This window comes from Burkholderia sp. RF7-non_BP4 (assembly GCF_001521935.1).
Lineage (GTDB): Bacteria > Pseudomonadota > Gammaproteobacteria > Burkholderiales > Burkholderiaceae > Burkholderia > Burkholderia diffusa.
The window spans coordinates 178,935-205,230 of record NZ_LOTA01000095.1; the positions used below are offsets into that span (position 1 = coordinate 178,935).

At 66.1% G+C, this 26,296-nt stretch carries 25 protein-coding genes; 7 read left to right on the top strand and 18 right to left on the bottom strand.

The window, feature by feature from the left end:
• Positions 1-101: 101 nt before the first annotated feature.
• The 9 genes from WS49_RS30705 to argH all read right to left on the bottom strand — a co-directional run bounded on the left by WS49_RS30705 (position 102) and on the right by argH (position 10,138).
• Complete coding sequence (locus WS49_RS30705) at positions 102-1,115, bottom strand: hypothetical protein (protein WP_059536370.1); 1,014 nt, start codon at positions 1,113-1,115, stop codon at positions 102-104.
• An 86-nt stretch (positions 1,116-1,201) separates the two neighbouring features.
• Complete coding sequence (locus WS49_RS30710) at positions 1,202-2,767, bottom strand: methyl-accepting chemotaxis protein (protein WP_059536372.1); 1,566 nt, start codon at positions 2,765-2,767, stop codon at positions 1,202-1,204.
• A gap of 154 nt (positions 2,768-2,921) precedes the next feature.
• Complete coding sequence (locus WS49_RS30715; RefSeq protein WP_059536375.1) at positions 2,922-4,328, bottom strand: MmgE/PrpD family protein; 1,407 nt, start codon at positions 4,326-4,328, stop codon at positions 2,922-2,924.
• Positions 4,325-5,233 (bottom strand): polysaccharide deacetylase family protein, encoded by a 909-nt coding sequence (locus WS49_RS30720; protein ID WP_059536378.1) that lies wholly within the window; start codon positions 5,231-5,233, stop codon positions 4,325-4,327. Before WS49_RS30720 ends, WS49_RS30715 begins: the two co-directional genes overlap by 4 nt.
• Entirely contained in the window at positions 5,230-6,102 is an 873-nt protein-coding gene (locus WS49_RS30725; RefSeq protein ID WP_059536380.1) for a polysaccharide deacetylase family protein, read from the bottom strand. Before WS49_RS30725 ends, WS49_RS30720 begins: the two co-directional genes overlap by 4 nt.
• Before the next feature lie 7 nt (positions 6,103-6,109).
• Entirely contained in the window at positions 6,110-6,943 is an 834-nt protein-coding gene (locus tag WS49_RS30730; RefSeq protein ID WP_059536384.1) for an ABC transporter substrate-binding protein, read from the bottom strand.
• Between the two features lie 77 nt (positions 6,944-7,020).
• Complete coding sequence (locus tag WS49_RS30735; RefSeq protein WP_059536387.1) at positions 7,021-7,788, bottom strand: amino acid ABC transporter ATP-binding protein; 768 nt, start codon at positions 7,786-7,788, stop codon at positions 7,021-7,023.
• A 32-nt stretch (positions 7,789-7,820) separates the two neighbouring features.
• On the bottom strand, positions 7,821-8,711 hold the full coding sequence (locus WS49_RS30740; protein WP_059537348.1) for an amino acid ABC transporter permease: 891 nt from the start codon (positions 8,709-8,711) through the stop codon (positions 7,821-7,823).
• Positions 8,705-10,138, bottom strand: coding sequence for an argininosuccinate lyase (gene argH, locus WS49_RS30745; RefSeq protein ID WP_059536391.1), 1,434 nt, complete (start codon positions 10,136-10,138; stop codon positions 8,705-8,707). The genes WS49_RS30740 and argH overlap by 7 nt, the downstream gene beginning before the upstream one ends.
• 126 nt (positions 10,139-10,264) lie before the next feature.
• Between argH and WS49_RS30750 the strand changes: the two genes are divergently transcribed.
• Positions 10,265-11,143 carry a LysR substrate-binding domain-containing protein gene (locus WS49_RS30750; RefSeq protein WP_059536395.1) on the top strand — a complete coding sequence of 293 codons (879 nt, stop codon included), beginning with the start codon at positions 10,265-10,267 and terminating at the stop codon, positions 11,141-11,143.
• A gap of 13 nt (positions 11,144-11,156) precedes the next feature.
• Here the strand turns inward: WS49_RS30750 and WS49_RS30755 are convergent, their stop codons facing one another.
• The 5 genes from WS49_RS30755 to WS49_RS30775 form a co-directional block, all read right to left on the bottom strand.
• A complete protein-coding gene (locus WS49_RS30755; protein WP_059536399.1) occupies positions 11,157-11,687 on the bottom strand; it encodes a GNAT family N-acetyltransferase in 531 nt (176 codons plus the stop codon).
• A gap of 100 nt (positions 11,688-11,787) precedes the next feature.
• Positions 11,788-12,537 (bottom strand): amino acid ABC transporter ATP-binding protein, encoded by a 750-nt coding sequence (locus tag WS49_RS30760; protein WP_059536403.1) that lies wholly within the window; start codon positions 12,535-12,537, stop codon positions 11,788-11,790.
• A complete protein-coding gene (locus WS49_RS30765; protein ID WP_059536407.1) occupies positions 12,524-13,174 on the bottom strand; it encodes an amino acid ABC transporter permease in 651 nt (216 codons plus the stop codon). Before WS49_RS30765 ends, WS49_RS30760 begins: the two co-directional genes overlap by 14 nt.
• Positions 13,171-13,857: an amino acid ABC transporter permease gene (locus WS49_RS30770; protein WP_059536410.1), complete on the bottom strand. Its 687-nt coding sequence runs from the start codon at positions 13,855-13,857 to the stop codon at positions 13,171-13,173. The genes WS49_RS30765 and WS49_RS30770 overlap by 4 nt, the downstream gene beginning before the upstream one ends.
• An 89-nt stretch (positions 13,858-13,946) precedes the next feature.
• Positions 13,947-14,753 carry a transporter substrate-binding domain-containing protein gene (locus tag WS49_RS30775; protein WP_059536415.1) on the bottom strand — a complete coding sequence of 269 codons (807 nt, stop codon included), beginning with the start codon at positions 14,751-14,753 and terminating at the stop codon, positions 13,947-13,949.
• A 498-nt stretch (positions 14,754-15,251) separates the two neighbouring features.
• On the opposite strand from WS49_RS30775, the gene ansP reads away from it, so the two are divergent.
• A complete protein-coding gene (ansP, locus tag WS49_RS30780; protein WP_059536418.1) occupies positions 15,252-16,742 on the top strand; it encodes an L-asparagine permease in 1,491 nt (496 codons plus the stop codon).
• Between the two features lie 93 nt (positions 16,743-16,835).
• Here ansP and WS49_RS30785 read toward each other — a convergent pair whose 3' ends face one another.
• A complete protein-coding gene (locus WS49_RS30785) occupies positions 16,836-17,447 on the bottom strand; it encodes a TetR/AcrR family transcriptional regulator (RefSeq protein WP_059536421.1) in 612 nt (203 codons plus the stop codon).
• Positions 17,448-17,945: 498 nt separating this feature from the next.
• Here WS49_RS30785 and WS49_RS30790 point away from each other — a divergent pair, with 498 nt between their 5' ends.
• The 3 genes from WS49_RS30790 (at position 17,946) to WS49_RS30800 (ending at position 20,427) form a co-directional block, all read left to right on the top strand.
• On the top strand, positions 17,946-18,530 hold the full coding sequence (locus WS49_RS30790; RefSeq protein ID WP_059536425.1) for a tetratricopeptide repeat protein: 585 nt from the start codon (positions 17,946-17,948) through the stop codon (positions 18,528-18,530).
• Positions 18,531-18,650: 120 nt separating this feature from the next.
• Entirely contained in the window at positions 18,651-19,478 is an 828-nt protein-coding gene (locus WS49_RS30795) for a hypothetical protein (protein ID WP_059536430.1), read from the top strand.
• Between the two features lie 154 nt (positions 19,479-19,632).
• The gene (locus WS49_RS30800) at positions 19,633-20,427 is read left to right on the top strand and encodes a hypothetical protein (protein ID WP_257127617.1); all 795 of its coding nucleotides are present in this window, start codon (positions 19,633-19,635) and stop codon (positions 20,425-20,427) included.
• Positions 20,428-20,463: 36 nt separating this feature from the next.
• On the opposite strand, the gene WS49_RS30805 is transcribed toward WS49_RS30800, so the two are convergent.
• On the bottom strand, positions 20,464-20,784 hold the full coding sequence (locus WS49_RS30805; RefSeq protein WP_059536433.1) for a DUF4148 domain-containing protein: 321 nt from the start codon (positions 20,782-20,784) through the stop codon (positions 20,464-20,466).
• Between the two features lie 325 nt (positions 20,785-21,109).
• Here WS49_RS30805 and WS49_RS30810 point away from each other — a divergent pair, with 325 nt between their 5' ends.
• Positions 21,110-22,063, top strand: coding sequence for a universal stress protein (locus tag WS49_RS30810; RefSeq protein ID WP_059536436.1), 954 nt, complete (start codon positions 21,110-21,112; stop codon positions 22,061-22,063).
• 12 nt (positions 22,064-22,075) lie between these two features.
• Here the strand turns inward: WS49_RS30810 and WS49_RS30815 are convergent, their stop codons facing one another.
• Complete coding sequence (locus tag WS49_RS30815) at positions 22,076-24,367, bottom strand: heavy metal translocating P-type ATPase (protein WP_059536441.1); 2,292 nt, start codon at positions 24,365-24,367, stop codon at positions 22,076-22,078.
• A gap of 228 nt (positions 24,368-24,595) precedes the next feature.
• Here WS49_RS30815 and WS49_RS30820 point away from each other — a divergent pair, with 228 nt between their 5' ends.
• Positions 24,596-25,213: a VTT domain-containing protein gene (locus tag WS49_RS30820; protein WP_059536446.1), complete on the top strand. Its 618-nt coding sequence runs from the start codon at positions 24,596-24,598 to the stop codon at positions 25,211-25,213.
• A 50-nt stretch (positions 25,214-25,263) separates the two neighbouring features.
• Here WS49_RS30820 and WS49_RS30825 read toward each other — a convergent pair whose 3' ends face one another.
• Positions 25,264-26,220, bottom strand: a complete 957-nt coding sequence (locus tag WS49_RS30825) for a cation diffusion facilitator family transporter (RefSeq protein WP_373557213.1) — start codon at positions 26,218-26,220, stop codon at positions 25,264-25,266.
• Positions 26,221-26,296: the final 76 nt, after the last annotated feature.

Here is a 26,296-nt window from a genome sequence, read left to right on the forward strand (position 1 = left end):
TCCAAATGCGACATTTCTAAAAAAGCTACCACATCCAAACCGCTGATCATCAGCATTATGTCAACTCAAATCGCAACACAGCGAACCTGCATTCACAGCGCCTAGAAATTCCGCGTCACGCCGACCATGAACATGTCCTGATCCTTGTCGTTGCCGGTTGCGACACGATTGAAGCGCAAGCTCGCAGCCCAGTCATTCGTGACCTGATACGTCACCTGCGCGCTGAGCAAGGCATTGAGTCTCGTCTTGCTCGAGGCTTCGTCCCGGTCACGCGAGAGATACGGACCTACGCCGGCCGAAAGCGTCCATTTGCTCCTGATCGGCGCGACGTACCAGAGTTGCGCCGCCACACCTCTTCGACCGGCGACGCCATTATTGCCCTCGTAGACGAAGCTCGCCGAATAGGCCCACGCATTGCCGAGCGGCCGCTTGACTTCGACCATATACCCTTTCTCGATCGGCACTTGAGGACGGTTCGTCTGCGACGTGCCGGCCCAAACGCTAACCTGCGTCTTGCCGTCCGAAAGCGCGGGGCCGGGATCGCCGCCGAAATCCGAGCCGATGCCGAAGAGCACCGCGTCGGAATTGAATCCGCCAATCATCTGGACGTGGTTGTACTGGACCTTGAGGAAGAAGCGGTTGGGAACGACGTAATACCGCACCGCTGCTGACGCACGCACCCCCCATCGCTTTTCGTTACGCACCTCGTTGTCGACATGCGTCGTGTCCATGCTGAAATACGGTCCCGCCGAGAATTCGAGCGCCACGCGACTGCCGAGCGGCCAACGAAACGAACCCAGGGCGGCGAAGCCGTCACGGTGGTGATCCACGGGATGCCCCTCGTTCACGTACGCGAGGTAGACCGAGAGGTAGTTATTCAGGACGTCGCCGAAGCCGACTTCGTAGGCGCGCCAATGCATGTCGCCACCCTCGGTCGCGCGTCCGTCGCCATACACGGCATAGACGTTGAGCTTTCTTTCAGATTGCTTGACATCGGTCGGCAAGGTCGACGGACTGTCCTCGGCGTGCACGTGGCCTGGGCCGGCCAGAATCGCCAGACCGGCGATCCAGCTTGTGAGCACGAAGCGCGAATAGATGCGACGGCACTGTCCCATTTGGACACCCCTCACCCTGGTAACCGCGATTTCCTGGACAAGCTGGTAACGATTATAGGCTGCCTCAGGTAACCGGTCGCCCGGGTTTACGCAACAGCCTGCGTGGCACCGATCCGAAAGACCGAGACGGTCGCCTCCAACTGGCCCGCCTGCTCCCTCAGCGACAGCGCGGCCGCCGACGCCTGCTGAACCAGCGCCGCGTTCTGCTGCGTCACCTGATCCATTTGCGTCACCGCCTGATTCACCTGTTCGATGCCTCTGGACTGCTCGTCGGACGCGGCGGCAATCTCGCCCATCAGCACGTGCACGCGTTGCACCGACGTCAGGATCTCCGACATCGTCCCGGTCGCGCGATCGACCTGTCGCGCACCGGTCTCGACGCGTCTCAGCGAATCCGTGATGAGTTCCTTGATCTCCCGGGACGCCGTGGCGCTGCGTTGCGCGAGCGATCGCACTTCGCCTGCGACGACCGCGAATCCGCGTCCCTGCTCGCCTGCCCGCGCCGCTTCGACGGCCGCATTCAACGACAGGATGTTGGTCTGGAATGCGATACCTTCGATGACGGAGATGATTTCGGCGATCTTGCCCGACGCTTCCGACAGACCGCGCATCGTGCTGACGACTTCCTGCGCCGCCTGATTACCCTCTTCGGTCAGCAACGCCGCGTCGTGCACCACCTGATTCGCCTGCTTCGCGTTCTCGGCATTCTGGCGCACCGTCGAAGTCAGTTGCTCCATCGAGGCGGCGGTTTCCTCCAGCGACGCGGCCTGCTCTTCGGTCCGTTGCGACAGGTCCATGTTGCCGGCCGTGATCTCGTGCGCGGCCGTCTCGATGGAGTGCGAACCTTCCCGCACCACGCGAATCGTCTGCAGCAGCTTGCCTTGCATCGCCCGCAAGCCGGTCATCAGTTGCCCCATCTCGTCGGTCGAATCGACGTCGATCCGCGTCGTCAGGTCGCCGCCGGCAATCGCGCTGAAATGATCGAGTGCGTGCGCAAGCGGCGCACCGATCGCGCGCTGAAGCGACCACCACGTGAGTACGGCTGCGCCGAGCGCGACCAGGATGCCGGCGATCGCGATGCCGACGAACCAGTGGAAACGAGCCTGCGCGGCATCGAACGTCACCCGCGAGGCCGTGATCTGGATGCGGCCGAGCGCGTCCATCGCGTCGGAGACGTCGATGAACAGCGACGGCGGTATGTGCCGCCAGACGTCGGGGATTTTCGCGGGATCGCGCGCCGCAATGGCGCCGAACATCGGTTCGAGGCCCTTCTCGACGAGCGCGTTGAACTTCGTGTTCGCGTCGGCCGCGCGGCGCGCTTCTTCGGGGCCGGAGAGCCGCAACGCGCGATACGCGTCCCACGCCTTTTTCGACGCGGCGAGTAGTTCACGGGATGTCGCGGTTTCCTGCGGCACGTCGGGGCTGTCCGGATCGAGCGCGATGCGATACAGCCATAGACGGGTTCTCGACAGCGCGACATTTGCCTGCCCAAGCGCCTCCGACGATGCGAGCCGGTCGGAATACAGCGTCTTCACATCGTCGTTGCTTATCGCCACGCCAATCACGCCGATGATGCCGCCGATGACGAGCAGCACGCCGAGAAAGCCCATCGCCAGCGCCAGCCGGACGCGAATGCTGAAATTCCTGATCATGATGAGGGAAGCGTTGAGCACGAAACCGTTGCATGCGACGCATGCGTGTCCAGTCGATCGAAGGCGGCACGTGCGAGACCGATGCCTCGATAACGACCGGAGCGGCGCGTGAATTAGTGCGGAACCGACAAGGAACGTTTCCGGAAACGGCGAGTTATGGGCGGAATTTCGGCGTGTTAGGTGAATCGCCGTCATCGGCCGCGAGCAACGCGTTCAATACCCGCGCGTCCGACAACCGCTCCAGCGACAGGCATGCGTCGCTCAACGCATCGGCCTGTGCCGGGGCGAGCGCGACGCCCGCCAGCGCACGAAACTTCGCCAGCAGCGCCGCATCGGACAGCGGATTGCGCGGATCGCCGAGCGCGATCGGCACGTGACGCGATTCCCGCCGCCCGTCCGTGCGATGCAGGATCACGGTCGGCTCGTCGAGATCGCCGAGCGCCGGATCGACCTCGATCGCGATGCGCGCGAGCAGCGCCGTGACGCGCGAGTCCGTGCGCCTGTCGTCGCGATAGGCACCGATCCCCGTGTCGCCGAACGCAAGCGCGGCCGCAACCGCGTACGGCAGGCTCATCTGCGACGACGACAGTGTCGACAGGTCACGGCCGCCGCACATCCGGGCGACGAATGCGCTCGTCCGCACGACCACCCGCTCGATTTCACCGGCCTCGAACGTGCGACCTTCGGCAAGCTGCAGCGCCGCGTCGACCGCCGCATGCGCGCTGCGGCACGACGCGTGCGGCTTGATCGAGCAGCGCATCAGTTTCCAGTGCACGCCGAGGCCGTCGGTCAATGCGTCGGGCGCATGCGATTGCGCGGCGAAGGTGTTGAAGAAGCCGCCCCAAACGTCGTCGAACACGCTGGCCGGGCCGCTCACGCCTTCGCGTGCGAGCAGCGCCGCGAGCACGCCCCCTTCCGCCGCGCGGCCGGCATGCAGCCGCTTCGTCTGCGATCCGTCATGGATGAAGCCCCACAAGCCACCGGAGAAACTCGCCGCATGGCCGAGCGCGTCGCGCGTGCGCGCGGCGTCGAGCCCGAGCACGCGTGCGCTTGCCGCCGCCGCGCCGAACACGCCGCAACTGAGCGTCGAGTGCCAGCCGGCCCCGTTGTGCGCCGCGTAGCCGCCAGCCGCCTCGAGCACGCGCCGGCCGACGTCGTAGCCGAGCACGATCGCGGCCACGCATTCCCGGCCGGTCACGGGGCGTTGCGCACACGACAGCGCGGCGAGCACGGCCGGCATCACGACCGCGCCCGAATGATCGCAGCCGCCGGAATCGTCGAGTTCGAGCGCGTGCGCGGCGATTCCGTTCACGAACGCCGCATCGCGCGCACCCGCGGCCCGTCGTGTACCCCACAGCGTTGTGCCGCCACGCTCGACCGTGCCGGTCAGCGCCCGCGCACTGCGCGTCTCGACCGCGAACGTACCCGCCAGCGCCGCGCCGAACGTATCGAGCACATGACGCTTGGCCTTCGCGACGACGTCGTCCGGCAACGCATCGGCGGCCGTCTGCGCGACGAACGCCGCGAGCCGCGTGGCGCGCGTTTGCGTCCCCGTCTTCATCGCGCCGATTCGTCCGCCAGACAATGCGCGAACACGTCGACCGGATGGCCCGGCGGATTGACGGGCATCCGGGCACGCCACCAGCGCGCGATGTCGCGCCCGGTCGCGAACCATACGTCGCCCGCGTCGCGCAGATGAGCGAGCAACGCGCGCAGCAAGTCGATGCGCCCCGCGGTGCCGATGATCTCGGGATGCAGGCGCAGCACGCAGCACAGCCCGAAGCGGCGAAACGCGTCGACGTCTCGCCGCCAGTTGTCGAGTACGTCGCGGTACGCCGCGATGCGCGGCTGGCCGGCCGGCACCGGCGGCGACAGGTTGAACTCGAAGTACGGCTCGTCCTCGAGCTCGTAGTGCAGCGGCAGCTCGACGAGCCGCGCGCCGTCCGCGCGGTCGTCGCCGCGCGGATGCACGTACGGCAGATCGTCTCCGCGCCACGACGACGACCACGTGAAGCCTGCCGCGACGAGCCAGTCCGCGAAGCCGTCGGCCCAGTTTCCGGTGAACGAGCGAAAACCTTCCACGTCGCGGCCGATCGTGTCCGCAAGCGCCGCGCGCCCGGTGCGGCACGCGTCGATCTGCGCGGCGAGCGGCAGCGCGTCGAAGTCTTCGCAGCGATAGCCGCTCACGCCGAGTTCATGGCCGGCAGCGGCGATCTCGCGTACGGCGTCCGCATGCGTTTCGGCGACGATGCCCGGGACGAACCAGCTCGCGGGCACACCGGACGCATCGAACGCCTCGAGCAGCCGGTCGACGCCGCGCATCGCGCCGTAACGCCATACAGACAGCGATTTCTCGCGGCCGACGATGCGCGGCTCGCGTGTCTGGATACCGTGTATGTCGTTGAAGTCGACCGTGATCGCGACCGCGCAGCGCGCGCCGTCCGGCCAGGCTGGAAGTGTCGTCACGGGCTGCTCCGTTGCGTCGGTTGCGTGTTGTGCGCGTGCTGCGCGAGCCACCAGTCGGCCACTTCGCGACAACGCGCGAACCAGACGCCGTCCCGCTCGCACATGTGTTCGAACCACGCTTCGAGCAGTGCGAGGCGACCGGGCTTGCCGCAGACTTTCGGATGCAGCAGCGTCGTCAGGCACAGCCCTTCGCGGTATATGCCGTCGAACTCGCGCGTCCAGTTGTCGAGCGTCGCATCGTAGCCGGCGATCCGGTCGAGCCCGGCCGGATAGTCGGGATTGCGGTGATACGCGAGCGACGCGTAATCGTCGGTCTCCCAGCGGCCGGGAATCTCGACAAGTGACGGCTCGCCGTCGACGCCGGGCAGCAGATAGGGACGATCGTCGCCGCGCATCGAACTCGAATAGCGCACACCGGCTTCGCGCAGCACGCCCACCGTCGCCGCGCTCCAGTCGCCGGACGGCGTGCGGAAGCCGACCGGCCGCACACCGAGCGTGCGGTAGAGCACCTCGGCCGACTGCGCCATGATCTCGCGCTGCCGTTCGGGTTCGAGCGTCCAGAACGCTTCGTGCCGGTAGCCGTGATAACCGATCTCGTGTCCGCGCTCGACGATCGCCGCGCATTGCGCGGGCCAGGTCCGCGCAACCCACGCGGGCACGAAGAACGTCGCGGGCAGGTCGAACGACGCGAGCACGTCGAGCAGCCGGCCGAGCGCGCGCCATGGCCCGTAGCTGCCGAGCGTGAAATACGCGGGGTTGCGCCAGATCGACCCGTTCAGCATCGCGTCGCCGGTCGGGCCGTCGAGATCGAACGCGAGCGCGACGCACGCGCGCTTCGCGTCCGGCCAGCGGGGAGCCAGGGCCGTCATCGCGCGCTCAGTGCGTGCCGTTGACCATCGCCTTCGCCACCGCGTGCTCCTGCAGCCCCCATTTCGCGAGCAGCTTGTGATACGACCCGTCCGCGATCATCTGGTTGAGCGCCGTCGTCAGCGCGCTGCTCAGCGCGGTGTTGCTCTTCGCGACGCCGATGCCCGTGTATTGCGACAGGAACGGCTTGCCGACCGGCGCGTAGGCGTTCTGCTCGAGGCTGTTCTGGTACGGCAGCGTCTCGCCGCCCTGCACGGCCGCGTCGATGCGGTTCTGGCGCAGCTGCATGCGCGCATCCGACGAGCCGTCGGTGCCGACCACCACGATCGCCGGCTTGCCGGCCTTCACGCAGTTCTCCGCGCTCCACGCGGTCGTGTTGTCCGGGAACGACGTGCGCCGGCTCGACCCGACGCGCTTGCCGCACAGCGCGCCCATCTGCGCGAACTCGCCCGCGCGCGTCTTCAGCACGTAGAACTGCGGCCCCGTCTCGATGTAGTCGACGAACGTCACGGCGTCGCGGCGCGTCGGCAGGTCGGTCATGCCGGACAGGATCATGTCGACGCGCTGCGTCGCGACCGCGCTCATCATCTGGTCGAAGCTCGTCTCGACCCAGTTCAGCTTCACGCCCATCTTCGCGGCGAGCGCCTCGCCGAGGTCGACGTCGAAGCCCGCGAGCTTGTCGGTCGCCGGGTCCTTGTATTCGAACGGCGGATAGTTCGGCACGATCGCGACGTTCAGCGTGCGCTTGACGTTCGCGGCCTGCGCGAGCGCGAAGGAGGCGTGAAGTGCGAGCGCGCCGAATGCGACAGCGGCCAGCGTGCGGGTCAGGACGGATGCTTTCATGGGGGTGTCGCCTTGTCGTGGTGGTGTAAGGGGTACCGCGGTGCTGCGTTGCACGTCTCGTTGGCGGCGCGATCCGCTCAGGCAATCACGGCCGAGATGAAGTCGCGGGTGCGCGCATGTGTCGGTGCGGAGAGCACCTGGTCGGGCGGCCCGCTCTCGACGATCCGGCCACCGTCCATGAACACGACGCGATCGGCGACCTCGCGCGCGAAGCCGAGCTCGTGCGTGACGACGATCATCGTCATTCCGCTCTTCGCGAGATCGCGCATCACGGCCAGCACTTCGCCGACGAGCTCCGGGTCCAGCGCCGACGTCGGTTCGTCGAACAGGATCAGTTGCGGATGCATCGCGAGCGCCCGCGCGATCGCGACGCGCTGCTGCTGACCGCCCGACAGCTCGACCGGAAACGCGTCGCACTTGTGCGCAAGGCCGACGCGCGCGAGCAGCGCGCGGGCCTCCTCTTCCGCTTGCGCACGGCGGCGCTTGAGCACCTGCACGGGCCCCTCGATCACGTTTTCGAGCGCGGTCTTGTGCGGGAACAGGTTGAAGCGCTGGAACACCATGCTCGTCGCGAGCCGCTGGCGCGCGACCTGACGCTCCGACAGCTCGTGGAGCCGGTTGCCCGTGCGCCGGTAACCGGCCAGCTCGCCGTTGACCCACAGCGCACCCGCGCTGATCGTCTCGAGCTGGTTGATGCAGCGCAGGAACGTGCTCTTGCCCGAGCCGGATGGCCCGATGATGCACAGCACTTCGCCCTGCGCGACGTCGAGCGTGATGCCGTGCAGCGCCTGGAAATCGCCGTACGCCTTGCGCACGTCGACCGCGCGAACGACTGCGTTCGTCATGACGTTCTCCTTACGATTGTGAGTCGCGCCGCTCATTTACGGCCCGCCGCGCGGCCTGCGCCGCGTGCGAAGCGCCGTTCGACGCGAGCCTGCGCGAACGACAGCACGGTGACGACCGCGAGATACCAGATGCCCGCGACGATCAGCAGCTCGATCACGCGCGCATTCGCGTAATAAATGTTCTGCGCGTTGTGCAGCATCTCCGCGTACTGCACGACGCTCGCGAGCGACGTCAGCTTGACCATGCCGATCAGCTCGTTGCCGATCGGCGGCACGATCACGCGCATCGCCTGTGGCAGGATGATTCGGCGCAGTGCCTGCAGGCGCGCCATGCCGATCGATTTCGCGGCCTCGTACTGGCCGGTGTCGACCGACAGCAGCCCCGCGCGCACGACTTCCGACGTATACGCACCCTGGTTGATGCCGAGCCCGAGCACCGCCGCGAGGAACGGCGTCATCATGTCGACGGTCCTGAACTCGGCGATTCCGGGAATGCCGAGCGTCGGAAACACCAGCGCGAGGTTGAACCACAGCAGCAGCTGGAGGATCACCGGCGTGCCGCGGAACAGCCAGATGTAGCCCTGCGCGATCGCGCCGAGCACCGGGTTCGACGACAGCCGCATCACCGCGGTGACGACCCCGAGCACGATGCCGAGCGTCATCGCGAGGACAGTCATCACGATCGTGTTGCCGAGGCCGGTGAGAATCGACCGCGCGGTCAGGAACTGGCCGACGACGCGCCATTCGATCTGCCCACGCGCGAACGCGAGCGCCACGTAGGCGAGCGCGGCGATGATCGCGATCGACGCGACATAGCGGCCCCAGTAGCGCCGGCGCACGCGCACGAGTGCGGCGGTGTCGTCCGCGGCGACGGCCGCGGCCGGTGCGCCGTCGAGACGGTGCGAATCGGATGCGCTCAGCATGACGGCCCCCGGTAGTCGGCCGCCCACGCGGCCTGGCGTTCGATCGCGATGCTCAGGCGGCCGATCTGCTCGCGCACGCGCGCGGGCGACGTGCCGCCGGCGCCGCCGCGCGCGGCGACGGCCGCGTCGAGCGTCAGATGCGCGCGCACCGCCGGCGCGAGGCGCGGGTCGACGGCCTGCAGTTGCTCCGCGCTGGCATCCGCGAGCTCGATGCCGTCGCGTTCGCACGCGCGCACGAGCGCGCCGGTGATCTCGTGCGCCTCGCTGAACGGCACGCCCGACAGCGCCAGCCAGTCGGCGACCTCGGTCGCGAGCGTGAAGCCGAGCGGCGCCTGGCGGCGCATCTCGTCGACGTTCACGCGCATCGTGCGGATCATTCCCGCCATCGCCGGCAGCACGAGTTCGAGCGTGTCGATCGAATCGAACGCGGCGATCTTGTCTTCCGCGAGATCGCGGTTGTACGCGAGCGGCAGCGACTTGAGCGTCGTGAGCAGGCCCGTCAGGTTGCCGATCAGGCGCCCCGCCTTGCCGCGCGTGAGTTCCGCGATGTCCGGGTTCTTCTTCTGCGGCATGATCGAGCTGCCTGTCGCGTAGCCGTCGTCGAGTTCCACCCAGCGGAATTGCCGCGACGTCCACAGGATCACTTCTTCCGACAGGCGAGACAGATCCACCGCCAGCATGCTCGTGACGAACGCGAATTCGGCGACGTGATCGCGCGCGGCCACCGCGTCGATCGAGTTCTCGCACGGCGCGTCGTAACCGAGCTCCCGCGCGGAAAGATCGGGCCGCACGCAGATCGCCGAGCCGGCCAGCGCGGCCGCGCCGAGCGGCGAGCGTGCGGTGCGGCGGTCCCAGTCGACCAGGCGGTCGGCATCGCGATACAGCGACTGCGCATGCGCGAGCAACTGATGGCCGAACACGATCGGCTGCGCGGGCTGCAGGTGGGTGAAGCCGGCGGTGACCGTATCGATGTGCCGGCTGGCTTGGCTGATCAGCGCATCCTGCAGGTCGAGCACGCCGCGCACGAGCTGGCGCGCCTTGTCGCGCAGATACAGGCGCAGGTCGTTCGCCGCCTGGTCGTTGCGCGAGCGCCCCGCGCGCAGCTTGCCGCCGAGCGCCGGCAGCCGCTGCGTGAGCACGCGTTCGAGGAACGTGTGCACATCCTCGTCGGCGAGCGACGGCGCGATCGCGCCGGCCGCGTAGTCGCGTGCGATGCCGTCCATCGCGGCCAGCAGTTGCGCGAGCTCGTCGTCGTTCACGATGCCGGCGCGGTTCAACTCGCGTGCATGCGCGCGGGAGCCTGCCAGGTCGTACGGGACGAGTCGGTAGAAACTCGGATCGGAGCGCGACAGGTTCTGCAGCGCGTCGGACGGTTCGGACTGGAAGCGACCGCCCCACAGGCGCTCGATCGGTTCGGTAAGGCTCATTGCGGTCGACCTTGTCTCGGTTGGAGTGCCCCCACTGTAGGCATTCAATTTTTTTTGTTGTAGCGAGAAATTGAATCCGCTTAAATGAAATTTTTCTCAGCACCGTCGCTGCCGACACCCCCGCCGATGCGCAATCGCCTCCCCCCGTTGAACCCGCTTCGCGCGTTCGAGGCCGCCGCCCGGCGCGGCAGCGTGTCGGCCGCCGCCGACGAACTGCACGTGACCGCGAGCGCGGTGAGCCACCAGATCCGGATTCTCGAAAGCACGCTCGGCGTCGCCTTATTCGTCAGATCAAAGGCGCGCGTGAAGCTGACGCCCGAGGGCGAAGCGCTGCTGGAACCGGTCGGCACCGCGTTCGACATCATCGCGAACGCCACCGTCCGGCTCGATTCGCCGGCTGCCGTCGGCGATCTCGTCGTGTCGACGCCGTTGTCGCTGACGTCGCGCTGGCTCGCCCGGCACATCGGCGATTTTCTCGAGCGCTATCCGGGCATCCATCTGAAGGTGATTCCGTCGAACGACGAGCGCGAAATCCATTCGCCGGATGTCGACGTCTGCATCCGCTACGGGGAAGGCAACTGGCGCAACCGGCACGTCGAGCTGCTCGAGCATCCGGCGCTGTTTCCGGTCGTGAGCCCCGCGCTGATGAACGGGCGCGATGCGATCCGCAAGGTGCAGGATCTCGCGGGGCGCACGCTGTTCTGCGAGCACGCGGGCTCGTGGATGCGCTGGCTGGCCGAAGCGAAGGCCGACCGGCTGCCGGGCATCCGCATCCTCGAGATCGGCAACGCGCACATCGGTGTCGAAGCCGCGGCGCACGGCCAGGGCGTCGCGCTCGGCGACAGCCTGTCGGTGCGCGACGACCTGATCGACGGCACGCTCGTGCGGCCTTTCAGCGAAACGGTGCCGTCACGTCACGCGTACTATCTCGTCACGCGTCACGAGCTGACCGAAACGCCGCTCGTGACCGCGTTCACGTCGTGGCTGCGCGCGCGCCTCGCGTGACGCGCGCTGGATATCAGGCAACGAGACTCGCGAAGTCGTCCCACACCATGACGATGTTCCGCGATCGCCAGATCGGCCCCGCATCGACGTACTCGCCCGCGAACCGGCCGTTCAACGCCTCGTAAAACGCGATCGCGGCCGCGTTTCCCTTGACCACGCTCAACGCGGCGCCCGAATACCGCAACGCTTGCAGATGCGCGGCGAGTTGCGCAAGCAGCATGCGGCCGATGCCGCGACGCTTGAAGTCGGGATCGACATAAAGGAACTTGATTTCGCCACGGCCGCCGAAAATCGGCTCCGACGGCGCACCGGCCGCTCCGATGCCGACGATCGTGCCATCGGATTGCGCCACGAGCACCAGCTGATCGCGCGCGTTCGTCGCCAGCTTCTCCCGCCATTTTCCGCCGCGATACTGCTCGTCGAGGACGGCATGCGCGTGCGCCGGCGCGAGATCGCGATAGGTATGCCGCCAGACCTTGACGTGAAAATCGGCGATCGCCTGCGCATCGTCGAGGCTGGCGGACCTGATGGATATTCCGGACATGGAGGACTCTCTCGGGCGGCTCGGCGCGCGCGGGCGCGGCGCACACGCCGGATTGTCGGCGATCCGGGCGACGATGTCAGCACCGCGCAGGCATGGCCGATCAGCGCGCCACGGCTTCCGTGTTCCGGACGCTGCCCAGAAACCGCGTCAATTCCACCGTCTGCGGCCGCTCGAAGATGTCTTCGGCCGTCCCGCTCTCCCACACCCTGCCCTGGTGCATGAAGACGATCCTGTCGCTCACCGCACGCGCGAAGTTCATCTCGTGCGTGACCATGATCAGCGTCATGTCCTCGCGCGCGAGTTGCTCGACGACGCCCAGCACCTCGCCGACGAGCTCGGGATCGAGCGCGGACGTGATTTCGTCGCACAGCAGCACGCTCGGCTTCATCGCGAGCGCACGCGCGATCGCGACGCGCTGCTGCTGGCCACCCGACAACTGCTCCGGGAACGCGTCGAACTTGTCGCCGAGGCCGACGCGTTCGAGCATCAGCTCCGCGATCGCGCGCGCCTGCTGGCGATGCGTGTTCTTCACGACCGACTGCGCGAGCATCACGTTTTGCCCGGCGCTCAGATGCGGAAACAGGTTGTACTGCTGAAACACCATTCCGACCTTGAGCCGCAACGCACGCAGGTCGGCGTGCCGCGCATCGACGCGTTCGCCATCGACCGTGATCGTGCCTGCGTCGATGCTCTCGAGCCCGTTGAGCGTGCGCAGCAGCGTGCTCTTGCCTGAACCGCTGCGGCCGATGATCGATACGACCTGCCCGCGCTCGACGGAAAAATCGATGCCCTTGAGCACATGATGGGTGCCGAAGTTCTTTTCGAGACCACGGGTTTCAACGAGCGGCATGCCATCTCCTTTGCAACGTGCGCGCATAACGGGTAAGCGGATAACACAGCGCGAAATAGATCAACGCGACGAGGCCGTACACGACGAACGGGCGGAACGTCGCGTTCGAGATCGCGATGCCGACCTTCGTCAGCTCGGTGAAGCCGATGATCGATACCAATGCCGTGTCCTTCACGGCCTGCACGCCGAAGCCGACCGTCGGCGCGATCGCGATGCGGGCGGCCTGCGGGAGGATCACGTGACGCAACTGCTCGACGTAGCTCATGGCCAGGCTCGACGACGCCTCCCACTGCCCTTTCGGCACGGCCTCGACGCACCCGCGCCAGACTTCCGCGAGATACGCGCTGGTGAAGAACGTGAGCCCTGCCGTGGCCGCGACCCAGGGCGGCACGTCGAGCCCGACGAGCGGCAGGCCGAAGAACACGATGAATAGTTGCATCAGCAACGGCGTGCCCTGAAACACTTCGATGTACAGCTTCGCGATGCCGCGCAACGCCGTCGAACTCGACACGCGCATCACGAGCAGCCCGAGGCCGACGAGGCCGCCGGACACGAACGACACGATCGACAGCACGATCGTCCAGCGCGCGGCCAGCAGCAGGTTCGCGAGAATCTGCCCGAAGGTGAAATCGGTCATCGCGCACCTCGCACGCGGCGGGAGAACAGGCGGCGCCCCATCGTGCCGAGCGCGCCACGCAGCAGCAGCGCCATCGCCAGATACGCGAGCGTGATGACGAAATACGTCTCGAATGCGCGGAAGTTGCGCGACTGGATGTAGCCCGCCGCGTAGGTCAGATCGGCCACCGAGATCTGCGACACGACCGCCGAACCGAGCATCGTGATCACGATCTGGCTCGAGAGCGCGGGAAACACCTTGGCGAGCGCCTGCGGCAGCACGACGTGGCGCAGCATCTGCGCGCGCGACATCGCGAGCGCGGATGCCGCCTCCAGATGCCCGTTCGGGACGGCGGCGACGCCCGCGCGCACGATCTCGACCGAATACGCGCCGAGATTGAGCGTCATCGCGAGAATCGCGGCCGTGTATTCGTCGATGTGCACGCCGAGCGCGGGCAATCCGAAGAAGATGAAGAACAGCTGGACGACGAACGGCGTATTGCGGATCGCCTCGACGTACGCGCCGATCAGCGGGCGCAGCCGCACGGCCGCGGGCGCGTCGGCGCTGTACGCGGCCGCGCCGAGCACGCCGATCGCCACGCCGAGCACGGTCGCGACCGCGGTCAGCGCAAGCGTGATCGCCGCGCCGCTGGCGAACACGCCGGCGTATTCGGCGAGCTCGCCGAATTGAAGCTGATAGCTCATGACGATTGAATGAATTCGGGTTCGGACAACGACACCCGCCGCGCCGGCGATGCCGGCCGCGGCGATGTATCAGACGACACGGCGATCCGTCACAGGCCGGCCGGCAACGGCTGGCCGAGCCACTTCTTCGACATCGCGCCCAGCGTGCCGTCCTGCTTCGCGTGCGCGATCGCATCGTCGATCTTCGCGAGCAGGCGCGGTTCGTTCTTGTTGACGCCGACGAAGCACGGCGAATTCTTGATCACGAACTTGACCTCGGGCCGACGCGGCGGATTCTTCGCGAGAATCGCCGCCGCGACGATGTTGCCGGCGGCGATCAGCTGCACTTGCCCCGACAGGAACGCCTGGATCGTCGCGTTGTTGTCCTCGAAGCGCTTGATCGTCGCATTCGGTGCGAGCTGCGACAGCGCGATCTCCTCGAGCGCGCCGCGCGTGGCGCCGACCGTCTTGCCGGTCAGATCGGCGGGCGCGCCCACCTTCACGTCCGCCGGGCCGAACACACCCTGGAAATACGGCGCGTACGCGGTCGAGAAGTCGATGACCTTCTCGCGCTCCGGCGTCTTGCCGAGCGACGAGATCACCATGTCGACCTTGTTGGTCGTCAGATACGGAATCCGGTTCGCGCTGTTCACGGGCACCAGTTTCAGCTTCACGCCGAGCGATTTGGCGAGCAGTTCGGCCATGTCGATGTCGTAGCCCTGCGGCTGCATGTCCGTGCCGACCGAGCCGAACGGCGGATAGTCTTCAGGCACCGCGACGCGCAGCGCGCCGCTTTTCGCGATGGTGTCGAGCGCATCGGCATGCGCCGGCGCGGCAGCGAACAGCGCCATCACGGGGGCTGCGATCAACGCAGCCAGCCAGGTGCGTCGGGGGAACGGTCGAGTCGTCGGGCTCACGGTGAATCTTCCTTGTCTGGTATGTCGTCGGGCAGCGCGCAACCGTTGCGCGGCCGGACACCTCCAGCAAAAACCGGGCCATCGCCGTGAAATGCTTGCCGCACCGGCACGATACGGAAATTCCGGTGAACCGGATTCCTCATTTCGGTGCACGAATCGGCGCACGCGGCGGCGGTTGCCCCCGCAGTGCGCGCCGACGCACCAAATTACCTGACTGGTACACCCGGGGGATTCGGACGCCGGCGTGTCCGCCTTGCGGCGTCGTCACCGAGGCCCATATGCGCGGATTCGAACAGGTTCAGTCGAAATTTGCATTCTGTTTGTGACCGGAATTACGGCTGAATACGTTCGCGAGGTACCGTGCCTTTCGCCATGATCGGCGAGCCGCAATCAGGACCGGGGCGCTTGATTTCGCGCCCCGATCCTCCGGTACTGGTGGCTCCCGATCGTCTCGCGATCGGGATGATTCCAATCACATCCGCGCGCGAGGATACAGTCATGGCATCGATTCCCGAACCGTCGACAACCGGCGAAACCGACAAACGCAGCTGGCTCGAATCGCACGAAGCCGGCTATCACAAGACCCTCGGCAATCGACAGGTGCAGATGATCGCGATCGGCGGGGCAATCGGCACGGGGCTGTTCCTCGGGGCCGGCGCCCGGCTGCAGGCCGCCGGGCCGTCGCTCGCGATCGTCTATCTGGTGTGCGGCGCGTTCTCGTTCCTGATCCTGCGCGCGCTCGGCGAACTCGTGATGCATCGCCCCAGCAGCGGCAGCTTCGTGTCGTACGCACGCGAATTCCTCGGCGAGAAGGCATCGTTCGTCGCAGGCTGGATGTACTTCCTGAACTGGGCGATGACCGGCATCGTCGACATCACCGCCGTCGCGCTCTACATGCATTACTGGGCGCCGTTCGCGGGTGTGCCGCAGTGGATTTTCGCGCTCGTCGCGCTCTGCATCGTCGCGACGATGAACCTGATCGGCGTGAGGTGGTTCGCCGAGATGGAGTTCTGGTTCGCGCTGATCAAGGTCGCCGCGATCGTGTTGTTTCTCGCGATCGGTTCGCTGATCCTCGGCACGGGTGTGCCGGTCGCCGGCCATGACACGGGCATGCATCTGATCACCGACAACGGCGGGTTCTTTCCGCACGGACTGATGCCCGCGCTGGTGCTGGTGCAGGGCGTGGTGTTCGCGTTCGCGGGCGTCGAACTGGTCGGCACGGCCGCCGGCGAATGCAAGGACGCGCGCAAGGTGCTGCCGCGCGCGATCAACAACGTGATCTGGCGAATCGCGATCTTCTACGTCGCGTCGGTCGTTCTGCTGGTTTGCCTGCTGCCGTGGAGCGCATACAAGGCGGGCCAGAGCCCGTTCGTCACGTTCTTCGGCGCGCTCGGCGTGCCGGGCATCGGTTCGGTGATGAACCTGGTGGTGCTGACGGCGGCGCTGTCGAGCCTCAACTCGGGCCTCTATTCGACCGGGCACGTGTTGCGTTCGCTGTCGATGGGCGGCTCGGCCCCCGCCTTCCTGTCGCGAATGAGCGCGCAATCCGTGCCGTACGCGGGCATTCTCGTGACGGTCGCGATCTACGTGGTCGGCGTGCTGCTCAACTATCTCGTGCCGTCGAGCGTGTTCGAGATCGTGCTGAACATCGCGTCGCTCGGCATCATCAGCACGTGGGGCTTCATCGTCGTGTGCCAGATGAAGTTTCGTGCCGCGGTGAGGCGCGGCGAGGTGGAAGACGTGTCGTTCAGGATGCCGGGCGCGCCCGTCACATCGTGGCTCACGCTGCTGTTCCTGCTCGGTGTGCTGGTCCTGATGGCATTCGACTACCCGAACGGGACGTGGACGATCGCGTCGATCCCGCTGGTCGCATTATTGCTCGTGGCAGGCTGGAAGTGGCTGAGCAGCCGCGCGCGCCGCGCGTTGCTCAAGCCGACGATTCCGTCGGTCACGCTCACGCAGAACGTGCTCGAGCAGGGGAACGACTGAAACCGCGCGCAAACCGAGGGCGGTACCCGGCTCGACGAAAGCCGCCGCCCCCGAGGATCAGGCGATCTGGCGGCGGCGTATCAGGCTGGCCCGCTATGCACGCTCCGTCGCGCGATCGGTGTCTGTTGCCGGCCGATTCGCGGCGCTCATCGCCTGTTCAAGCAGGGCCTTCGCGGCCTGCCATGCGCGCCCGGCGGATGCGGAATCGTTGAACGCCCGCGCGTCGACCGTCGCGCCATCCAGCAGCATCATGTAGACGCCGGCCAGCCGTTGTGCCGTTTCGGGCAACACGAGCGGCGCGAGCAATTCGGCGATCCATTCGACCATTTTGCGGCGGTAGCGGATTGCGACGTCGGAGATCGGCGCGTACGCGGTTCCGAATTCGGCCAACGCGCGCTCGAACAGGCAGCCGGCAAACTCCGGCGTATTGAACCAGGCTTCGTACCAGTCGAAGATCGTCTTGACTCGCTCGACCGGATCGCGAACGTCCCGCAGTTGCGCTTCGATGCTGCCGATGATCAGGTCGTAGCGCTGAACCAGCACTTCGCGAATGAGTTCGTCCTTGCTCGGAAAATGCCGGTAGAGCGTCATTCGCGCAACGCCGGAATCGTCGATGATCCAGTCGACGCCGACCGGATGAAAACCGTGCCGGGAGAACAGTTCGGTAGCTTTGTCTACCACCACCTGGCGTTTGTTGGCTCTCACGACCGTGCCCTCCTCCTCGAGGTTTCATTCCATGTAGACGGATTATTCTAGCATCGCCGAATCAGCTGCCTCTGGGCGCTCGGCCCGAAGTGTGAAGGGCCGACTCCCCCACCGTTGGGCCGAAATCCGGACGTGTAAGTCGCCTTGACTATTAGATAGACCGATATGTATCATTTGATCCGGGAAAATAAGGATCGATATTTTCCGCTGCCGAAAGCCGAAACATGGGCCGAGCCTTTTCCGCCGGATTGCGCGGTATCGGCACGGCGGCGGAATCGAGCAAAGGCCGTGGGCGGCGGCATCTGCCTGCCCTGCCTTTGTCGGCGTCAGATGTTGCAGTGATGTGGCAAGCCGAAAAGAGAACCTGAGAGAGCCTTGGCGGTGCGCTGGTGTGGGTGAAGCTGTGTTCACCGGGCCGCGCGCAAGCCGGGTGCGCGCTCGCGGGGGGTGAGATCGCGCGAAGCAGTGCGGCGCAAATAAAACGTGGGGAAAGTAAAAATGGTTCGCCGTTTACTGGCACCGGGGCTGCTGCTGTTGGCCGCGTGCGCGCATGATCCGTCCGTCACCGGCAACACGGTACGGATCTGCGACGACACCGGGTGTTTTGATCGCCCTAAAGATCAGGTCTCCTATCAAAAAAGGGACGATTCCGACGATCGCGAAGATCCGCGCATCGTTTCGCTGAAGCAGGCCGCGAAGACCCAGCCGAAGGCCGCCTACGACCTCGGCCTGCGCTATTTCCGCGGCGATGGCGTGCGGCAGGACAGCTACCAGGCCCTCAAGTGGATGCGCGATGCCGCCGAGCGCGGCGACCTGAACGCGCAGAAGGCGCTCGGCGGTTTCTACCTGTTCGGCCTCGAGGAGATGGGCTCCGATCCGCGCGAAGCGGACAAGTGGCTGTCGATCGCCGCGGGCCGCGGCGACAAGGAATCGAAAAAGCTGCTCGAGCTCGCCCGCAAGGCGAAGAAGGAAGACGAGGAAGACTGGAAATGGCGCACGCAATGGCGTGACGTCTATTACGGCTACTGGTACTCGGGCTATCCGTACTACGGCGTCTGGCATCAGACGTACTGGTACTACTGACCGGACCGAAAGCAACGGGGGCGGCTGCGGGGAGACCACCATCGCGCGCCACGCCGGGGGGCTTATCGAAGTTCGCACGAACACATAAGCCGAACAACGACTCTATCGAGCGACAACGACATGAAGACCATCCTTTCCCAACGTTTCACTCAAGGTGCGCTGGTTGCAGCGCTTTGCGCGTCCGTCGCCGGCTGCGGCGGCATGGTGACGCCCGGCGGCCAGAACGCCGGCGTCACGGGCGCTGCCGCGGGCGGCGCGAGCGCCGGCGCGGATTCGCAGCTGCAGCGCTGCGCATCGCCGCTCGGCACGATCGCCGTCGACGACGGCCGCAACGCCGACTGGTGGGGCCCGTTCGGCAGCGCGACCAAGGTGACGAGCATCGACCCGCTGTTGCGCCTGGCCGTCCAGCAGTCGAACTGCTTCGTGATCACGTCGATCGGCAACCAGAAGAGCGACGCGCGCCTGTCGCGCATCACGCAGCTGCAACGCAGCTCGGGCGAATACCGTGCGGGTTCGAAGCAGCAGAAGGGTCAGCGTGTCGCGGCCGATTACTACATGGAACCGCAGATCGTGATCAACGATTCGCCGATCGCCGGCATCGGCAGCATGATCGGCGGGCTGATCGGCAACAGCGCGGTGGCGGCGGTGGCAGGCCACCTGCAGACGAAGGCGTCGGTCGTGACGCTGACGCTGTTCGACGTGCGCTCGGCCGTGCAGATCGCGGCATCGGAAGGCAGCTCGACGGCGACCAACTACGGCGCGGCGCTGGGCGGCCTGGGCGGTGGCGTGGGCGGTGGTCTCGCCGGCTTCTCGACGACGCCGGAAGGCAAGGCGACGGTCGTCGCGTTCATCGACGCGTGGAACAAGATGGTCGTCGCGCTGCGCAGCTACAAGGCGCAGGACGTCAAGGGCGGCCTCGGCCGCGGTGGTCAGTTGCAGGTCAACTGAGCGATGACGCGACACCGGCGCTGCGTCACTCCGGTGTTCGCATCGACCGGAGGGCGCGCGATTGCGCCCTTCCCGCAGCCGCACGCGTCACCGATCGGCGAAACGATAGAAACCTTCGATGAGCATGGTGTTCAACCGACCTGAGAGAACAAAGATGAAGAACAGGCAATGCGTGTGGTTTCCGATCGCCGTATTGATCGGTCTGACGTTGGCCGGTTGTGGCGGCAACGATTCTCCTGCCCCGGCCGCCCAGGGTACGTCGAGCGACACGGCAGGCACGACGCCGCCGCCGGGCGCGCCGAGCGGCGGGTCCGGCGCGACCACGACCTCGAACCTCGAGTGCGATCCGGTCTATCAGCAAGGCGATACCGTGAAGCTGCACATGTACACGCAGGCGACGTCGCAAAGTCCGGCCATCGACAATGGCCTGTACACGCGCACCTACGGGCCGGCAACGTTCGAAGGCGTCGCGCTTACTCAGCAAGCCGAAACATCGACCGGCTCGACGATCCAGACGAATCATTATTATCTCGTCGGCAACGGCGCGCGCGCGAACTACGGCGGCGAGGTTTACAGTTCGGGCGCCCTCGTGTTGCGGAACGTCAACTCGCCGCCGTATGTCGAGACGATCGGACTGTCGGGAAGCGAGACGGCGAACTACGTGGATACACCCGTCATTCCGTCAGGCGGCGCCCAGACGGCGGTATCGATCCAGCGCGCGTACGTCGCGCGCGAAACGGTCAGCCTGAAGAACGGCAAGGTGTTCGAAAACGCGTGTCACTATCACATCACCGAGACGTTCTCCAATCCGGCGCTGACCAGCACGACGGTCGCCGACGACTGGCTCGCGCCAGGCGTCGGTCTGGTCAAGTCGGTCGCCGATGTCGGCGGCACCCAGATCATCACGCGCGAGCTCGAGTCGGCGACCGTTGCCGGCAAGTCGTACTGAGCGCCGCAGCCCCGACGCGTGCGTGCGTGCGTGCCGTCAATGATGCGTGTACAACCGAGGCGCCGCGGCGTGACTCTGGACCGCTGCTCCCGAGTCAGCCCCTGCCCCGTATGCAGGCCCATAGCCCGACGCATCGGCCTGCGGCGTCGATTCGGAGGACTGAATGCGTGCCTCGGCCTGCTGGATCGATTGCGGATAATGAATGTCCTTTCGGGCCGGGTTGTAACCGGCCTGCTCGACCTGCGTGATCTGGTCGCGGACTTCCGCCCGGGTCAGGGCGCTGCCTGATTGCGCTGCCGATGCGAATGCGGGAATGATGGCCGCCGCCAGCGTGATGGTACGGATAGCGAATTTCATGATCTCGACCTCCAGTGAACAGGGTCGGCATCCGAGAAGATCTCTTCTGCCTTGAGGACAGCATGCTCGCTGAAGCTGAAGGCAATGTTAACTTCGCATTCTCGAACGCATCGGATGCGGAATTCGCGGACAACCCGGCCTGCGCCCGGGCGACGCCATAAGCCAGACATATCGCATCGCCATCGCGATTGACCGAGTAGATCGATGTGATGGCGTCCGGCCCCGGCACCACGGAGAAAGACGCTTGACGAAGGTCAACCCTGTGAAGACCGCACGTGCGAAAAATTGCGTATGCACGATCGCGGGATGACACCGGGAGACATTCATGAGCGCCAGCACTTCATCTTTCCAAGCGGCATCCACTCTCCAACGGGTGCTGATCGCCATCGACGGTTCCACCGCATCCGCGCATGCACTCGCGTATGCCAAAGCTTTCCTTCCATCGAATGTTGCGGTGCATATCGTCAGCGTTGCAGACAATCCGCGAACGCTCGTCCCGCGCGGATCGAGATCCGCGGCATTTCTCGAATCGGCCCGCGACGAATTGCTGCGAGACGCATCCGACGCGCTGTCGCGCGCCCAAAGCTCGATTCCGCGCGACGACATCGCCATCGACACGGAAGTCATCGACCTGTCCACGCACGGCGGGGATGTCGTGCATGCGCTCGCCGACAGCGCGCAAGCCTGGCAGGCCGAACTCCTGATCGTCGGCGCACGTCAGCATCATGGCGTGCTCGGATGGATCGAAGGAACGGTTTCCGGCCCGCTCGGCAAGCTGGTCGGTTGCCCGCTGCTAATCGTTCCGGAAGGCTTCGCGTCAGTCGCCGAGCACCTGCCGCGGCGGATGCTGTTCGCGGTCGACGGCAGCCCGATTGCGCTCCACGCATTGCGCATGGGGTTGAAATTCTCGCGGCCCGACACCGAATTTCGGGCGATTCACGTGCTCGATCGCCCCACATCGCTGGGTGATTTCGTCCCCGTCGACACGCTGGAGCAGGCGTTGACCAGCGAAGGCAATCACGTATTGCAAAAGGCTATGGCCCTGCTCGACGGCATCCCCGCCGGACGCTCGCTGTCGCAACTGATTCAAACGGACCGCACTGGCGAAGACGTGCCTCACGTGATCGTGCGAGACGCCATCGAATGGAACGCGGACATGATCGTCATGGGCACCCATGGGCGGCGCGGCGTCACGGGCTGGCTCGTCGGCAGCGTGGCCGGACGCGTTGCGCGCATCGCGAAAACGCCGGTTCTTCTGGTCAGTGCGCCGCATGCGTGATGCGTGTCGTCGTCACGCATCCGCCCCGACGGCGTGGAACAGTTCCTCTTCCTGAGCGCAATGCAGGCGTACGATGGCCTCCAGCCCGTACAGCAAACGCTGTATCGCCTGCACCTGCATGGCGTTCGTTCCGTCGCGCGGCAGGTCCGCGACCATCTGCCTGAGCGACCGGACCATCTTGAAGATCTCCCGGTGTGCGCCGCTCATCGCCGCGAGCGGGTCCTCGCCGCCGAGAAGCGGGGCGAGACGCGCGTAGACGTCCCGATCGTCGGCGCGTTCGTGCGGCAGCAGCCGTTCGTCCAGCGAATCGATCATGTGACCAAGCTCGCCGGCGATGGCTACCCCCGATAGTTGCGGCATGCGATCCGCGAGGTCCCTGATCTGGTCCAGCAACGGTGACAATGCCGTGTGCTCGCGTCTGAGTTGCTCGACGTCGACATCGGCCAGCCGGGCGTCCGTCGGCCGCGGGCGAACCAGCAACACGCGTAACGCATTGACGATGACGACGACGTCGATGACTTCCTGAATCACCGCACCGGCGATCGGCTGCAGGAATCCGGCCGCTGCGACCGCCATGGCGACGACCGACAGCGACATGCCGGCCACCACGCTCTCGAGCGCAATCCGGCGCGACCGTCGTGCGATACGTATCGCATCCACGAGCCGATCGAGCCGGTCCACCAGCAGTACCACGTCGGCCGCTTCGGATGACGCGGCCGCCCCGCGCGCGCCCATCGCGATACCGACGTCGGCCGCCGCCAGCGCGGGTGCGTCGTTCACACCGTCGCCGACCATGATCGTCACGCCTTCCTTGCGCGCGGCCTGAATCGCGGCGAGCTTGTCCGTCGGCGTCTGCTCGGCGCGTACGTCGGTCACACCCAGCAACTCACCGACGGCCTGGGCGATGTCTCGCCGGTCGCCGGTAAGCATGACGAGGCGCTCGACGCCTTCTCGTTTCAACAGCCGCAATGCCCGCGGTGTTTCCAGCCGCACCTGGTCGGCCATCTGAATCGCGCCGATCATGACGCCATCGACGCCGACGAACACGGCAGCCCCGCCCTCGTTGCCGACCCGCTTCAGGAACGCGTCGCTCCAGGGGGCGACCGTCGAGCAGGCGGAGACGTATTCGAACTGGCCGATCGCGACGGTCCGGTTGTCGACCCGGCCCGTCACGCCCTCACCCGCCGTTTCCATCACGAAGGACGGCGGCGACAGGTCGATCCCGCGTTCCCGCGCGGCGACCGTCAGCGCATCCGAGATGACGTGGCCCGAAGCCTGGGCCAATGACGCGGCGAAACGCAGCACGTCGTCCGTACCGACGTCCGTGCCGCAATCGATCGCGACGATGCGTGCCCGCCCTCCGGTCAGTGTTCCGGTCTTGTCGAAGAACAGGATCGTCGCTTGTGCAAGACGTTCCAGCGCGCCCCCGCCCTTGACGAGGATGCCGCGTTTCGAACAACGCGACATGCCGGACACGATGGCGACCGGCACGGCGAGGATCAACGGACAAGGCGTGGCCACGACGAGCACGGCGAGCGCACGCGCGACGTCGCCGGTCAGCAGCCACGCGATGCCCGCGACGAGCAGCGAAGCGAGCACGAAGCATGCCGCGTAGCGATCCGCGAGACGCACGGACGGACTTCGCTCGCGCTGCGCGCGCTCGACCATGCGGACGATGCCGGCAAACGTGCTGTCGCCTGCCGTCGTGCGGGCAACCATTTCGAACGGCGCGCCGGCGTTGACCACGCCGCTGCATGCGCTTTCGCCGGCGCGCCGCCGCTGGGTGGACGACTCGCCCGTCAGCATGGATTCGTCGAGTTCCGCGTCATCGGTCAACGTGCCGTCGACCGGCACGAACTCGCCGCTTCGCACGAGCAGCCTGTCACCGGGAACGAGCGTTTCCACGGCAACGGAACGCCATTCACCGTTCTCGAACCGCGTGGCCTGCCGAGGGGCGCGGGCGAGCAGCGCGGTCATCTCGCGTTGCGCGCGGTCTTGCGCATATCGCTCCAGCGTCCGCCCGCTCGCCAGCATCAATGCGATGACAGCTGCCGTGAGCGTCTCGTCGAGCGCGATCGCCAGCGCGATGGCCAGCCACGCGAGCACATCGATGCCTGCCCGCCGTTTCGCCACGGCCTTGGCGAGCGATACCGTCAACGCCAGCAGGACCGGCAGCGTGCCGAGCAACCAGACGAGCCGCGCGATTGAAGGCAGGCCAAACGCCGCGCACACGCCCCCTCCGGCGAGCGTGACGGCCGCCAGAACCAGCAACGCGAGATCGATCGACCAGGGGATTCGCGACATGACGATTGTTCCGATTGCCGTGCAGGGAGGCGTTCACTGCATCCGGTTCCGGTTGCAGACAGCGTGGCATCAGTCTAGGAAACGTCGCGGCTCGGCCGTTGACATGGGTCAGCGCGACGCGCCTCGCGCGACATGCCGGCACGGCGCCTTGCTTGACGTGAGTCAAGCCGCCGGCCCCTTTCCTCAGCAAAATTGAAAGGTGACACCGGACGCCCTGGAGTCGATATCGTGCTGACGCTGGCTTTACTCTTTCTGCTGATTCTTCTGCTGAATCTCATGCCGGCGTTCGCCCCGCCCACCTGGATGGCGATGTCGTGGGTCGGGTTCAACATGCCCGACGGCAATCCGTTGATCTTTGCCGTCGTGGCGGCAGGCGCCGCAACGATTGGCCGCGTCATTCTGGCGACCTTCGCAAGATCGCTCGTCCGTTCCCGCTGGATGCGGGAATCGGATCGCGAGAATATCGACGTCGCCACACGCTGGCTGCGCAAGCACCGGACGCTCACCGCCGGTGCGTTCTTCTTCTACGCATTGAGCCCGCTGCCGTCGAACTATCTGTTCATCGCGTACGGACTGTCCGGGTTGCCGCTGAGGATCATCGCGGCGGCCTTCTTCGTCGGCCGCGCAACCACCTATGCGATCTGGGCGCACCTCGGCCGCTTTGCATCGACCCGACTGGACCTGGAATCCGGGCTCGAAGGCACTTACCTCGGCGGATACTTCATCGTCACCCAACTGGTGTTGCTCGGCGTCGTGTTCATGTTGACGAAGCTCGACTGGCGCGCGCTCTTCAACGAACGTCGATTGACGTTCCGGCGCGGCCATCATCCGCGCGGTTCCGAATGACACAGGCGTGCGCGACGTGCTGAACGGCCGCGTTGGCCCAACGTAGCTTCCTATCGACCACGCATCCCGGACGTGACTTCAACGACGCATTCCCGCTTACGCGGATCGACGTGCGTCATCACGTTCAGGACGCGGTGATGCTTCATCACGCGAGCGCGCGCATCCACGGCGATGTCGTGACCTTGCGCTACCGTGAGATCGGCGTCGATGTCGAGATGCACGTCCACGAGGATCAGATCGCCGGTCTTTCGCGTGCGCAGGTCGTGCACGTCCAGCACACCCGGCGTCGCGTGCAGCGTCGCGCGGATCGCCTGCACGTCTTCGGCGTCCGCGGCGCGGTCCATCAAATCATGCAATGCGTTCCAGCCGAACGTGGCGCCCATTTTCACGATCATCCCGCCGACGATCAGCGCGGCGACAGGATCGAGCAGCGGATAGCCGAACAGGTTGCCGACGATGCCGCAGGCGACCACGAGAGACGATGCGGCGTCCGAACGTGCATGCCATGCGTTGGCCACCAGCATGCTCGACTTCACGCGTGTTGCCACGGCAAGCATGTAGCGGAACAGGCTTTCCTTCGCGGCGAGCGCGACGAGCGCGACCCATAGTGCCGCGACGTGGACGCGCGCGATCGTTTCCGGATGCTCGAGTTTCTGGACGGCGGACCAGAGCATGCCGCCGCCGACCAGCAGCAGGATTGCCGCAAGTGCCAGCGATGCACCGGTTTCGAAGCGCTGATGTCCGTATGGATGCTTTTCGTCGACAGGTTTTCGGCTATGGTGACCGGCCAGCAGCACGACGAAATCCGCGATCAGGTCGGACAACGAATGAATACCGTCCGCCACGAGGCCCTGCGATCGGGACAGGATGCCGATCACCACCTGGCCGATGCTCAGTGCGAGGTTGACCGCGACGCTCACCCAGGTGCTTCGGGTGGCCGCCGCGGCCATCGCGGGCGTCGCTGCGGCGACGGTTTCCGAAACGGTGTCGGGGTTGGTTGGCGTCACGATTCAGGTCACGTTTCAGGGTTGAAGGATCGATCAGGTTCGGGAAGTCGCAGGCACCCTGGCCGATCCGCGTGGC

What these genes read in the sequence shown, in the direction of transcription:
- WS49_RS30715 (WP_059536375.1), bottom strand. Translation starts at nt 4,328, where the DNA reads ATGAAGACGGGGACGCAAACGCGCGCCACGCGGCTCGCGGCGTTCGTC.
- WS49_RS30730 (WP_059536384.1), bottom strand. Translation starts at nt 6,943, where the DNA reads ATGAAAGCATCCGTCCTGACCCGCACGCTGGCCGCTGTCGCATTCGGC.
- WS49_RS30740 (WP_059537348.1), bottom strand. Translation starts at nt 8,711, where the DNA reads ATGCTGAGCGCATCCGATTCGCACCGTCTCGACGGCGCACCGGCCGCG.
- WS49_RS30815 (WP_059536441.1), bottom strand. Translation starts at nt 24,367, where the DNA reads ATGTCGCGAATCCCCTGGTCGATCGATCTCGCGTTGCTGGTTCTGGCG.
- WS49_RS30710 (WP_059536372.1), bottom strand. Translation starts at nt 2,767, where the DNA reads ATGATCAGGAATTTCAGCATTCGCGTCCGGCTGGCGCTGGCGATGGGC.
- argH (WP_059536391.1), bottom strand. Translation starts at nt 10,138, where the DNA reads ATGAGCCTTACCGAACCGATCGAGCGCCTGTGGGGCGGTCGCTTCCAG.
- WS49_RS30750 (WP_059536395.1), top strand. Translation starts at nt 10,265, where the DNA reads ATGCGCAATCGCCTCCCCCCGTTGAACCCGCTTCGCGCGTTCGAGGCC.
- WS49_RS30725 (WP_059536380.1), bottom strand. Translation starts at nt 6,102, where the DNA reads ATGACGGCCCTGGCTCCCCGCTGGCCGGACGCGAAGCGCGCGTGCGTC.
- WS49_RS30755 (WP_059536399.1), bottom strand. Translation starts at nt 11,687, where the DNA reads ATGTCCGGAATATCCATCAGGTCCGCCAGCCTCGACGATGCGCAGGCG.
- WS49_RS30805 (WP_059536433.1), bottom strand. Translation starts at nt 20,784, where the DNA reads ATGAAATTCGCTATCCGTACCATCACGCTGGCGGCGGCCATCATTCCC.
- WS49_RS30795 (WP_059536430.1), top strand. Translation starts at nt 18,651, where the DNA reads ATGAAGACCATCCTTTCCCAACGTTTCACTCAAGGTGCGCTGGTTGCA.
- WS49_RS30800 (WP_257127617.1), top strand. Translation starts at nt 19,633, where the DNA reads ATGAAGAACAGGCAATGCGTGTGGTTTCCGATCGCCGTATTGATCGGT.
- WS49_RS30765 (WP_059536407.1), bottom strand. Translation starts at nt 13,174, where the DNA reads ATGACCGATTTCACCTTCGGGCAGATTCTCGCGAACCTGCTGCTGGCC.
- WS49_RS30760 (WP_059536403.1), bottom strand. Translation starts at nt 12,537, where the DNA reads ATGCCGCTCGTTGAAACCCGTGGTCTCGAAAAGAACTTCGGCACCCAT.
- WS49_RS30735 (WP_059536387.1), bottom strand. Translation starts at nt 7,788, where the DNA reads ATGACGAACGCAGTCGTTCGCGCGGTCGACGTGCGCAAGGCGTACGGC.
- ansP (WP_059536418.1), top strand. Translation starts at nt 15,252, where the DNA reads ATGGCATCGATTCCCGAACCGTCGACAACCGGCGAAACCGACAAACGC.
- WS49_RS30790 (WP_059536425.1), top strand. Translation starts at nt 17,946, where the DNA reads ATGGTTCGCCGTTTACTGGCACCGGGGCTGCTGCTGTTGGCCGCGTGC.
- WS49_RS30705 (WP_059536370.1), bottom strand. Translation starts at nt 1,115, where the DNA reads ATGGGACAGTGCCGTCGCATCTATTCGCGCTTCGTGCTCACAAGCTGG.
- WS49_RS30770 (WP_059536410.1), bottom strand. Translation starts at nt 13,857, where the DNA reads ATGAGCTATCAGCTTCAATTCGGCGAGCTCGCCGAATACGCCGGCGTG.
- WS49_RS30810 (WP_059536436.1), top strand. Translation starts at nt 21,110, where the DNA reads ATGAGCGCCAGCACTTCATCTTTCCAAGCGGCATCCACTCTCCAACGG.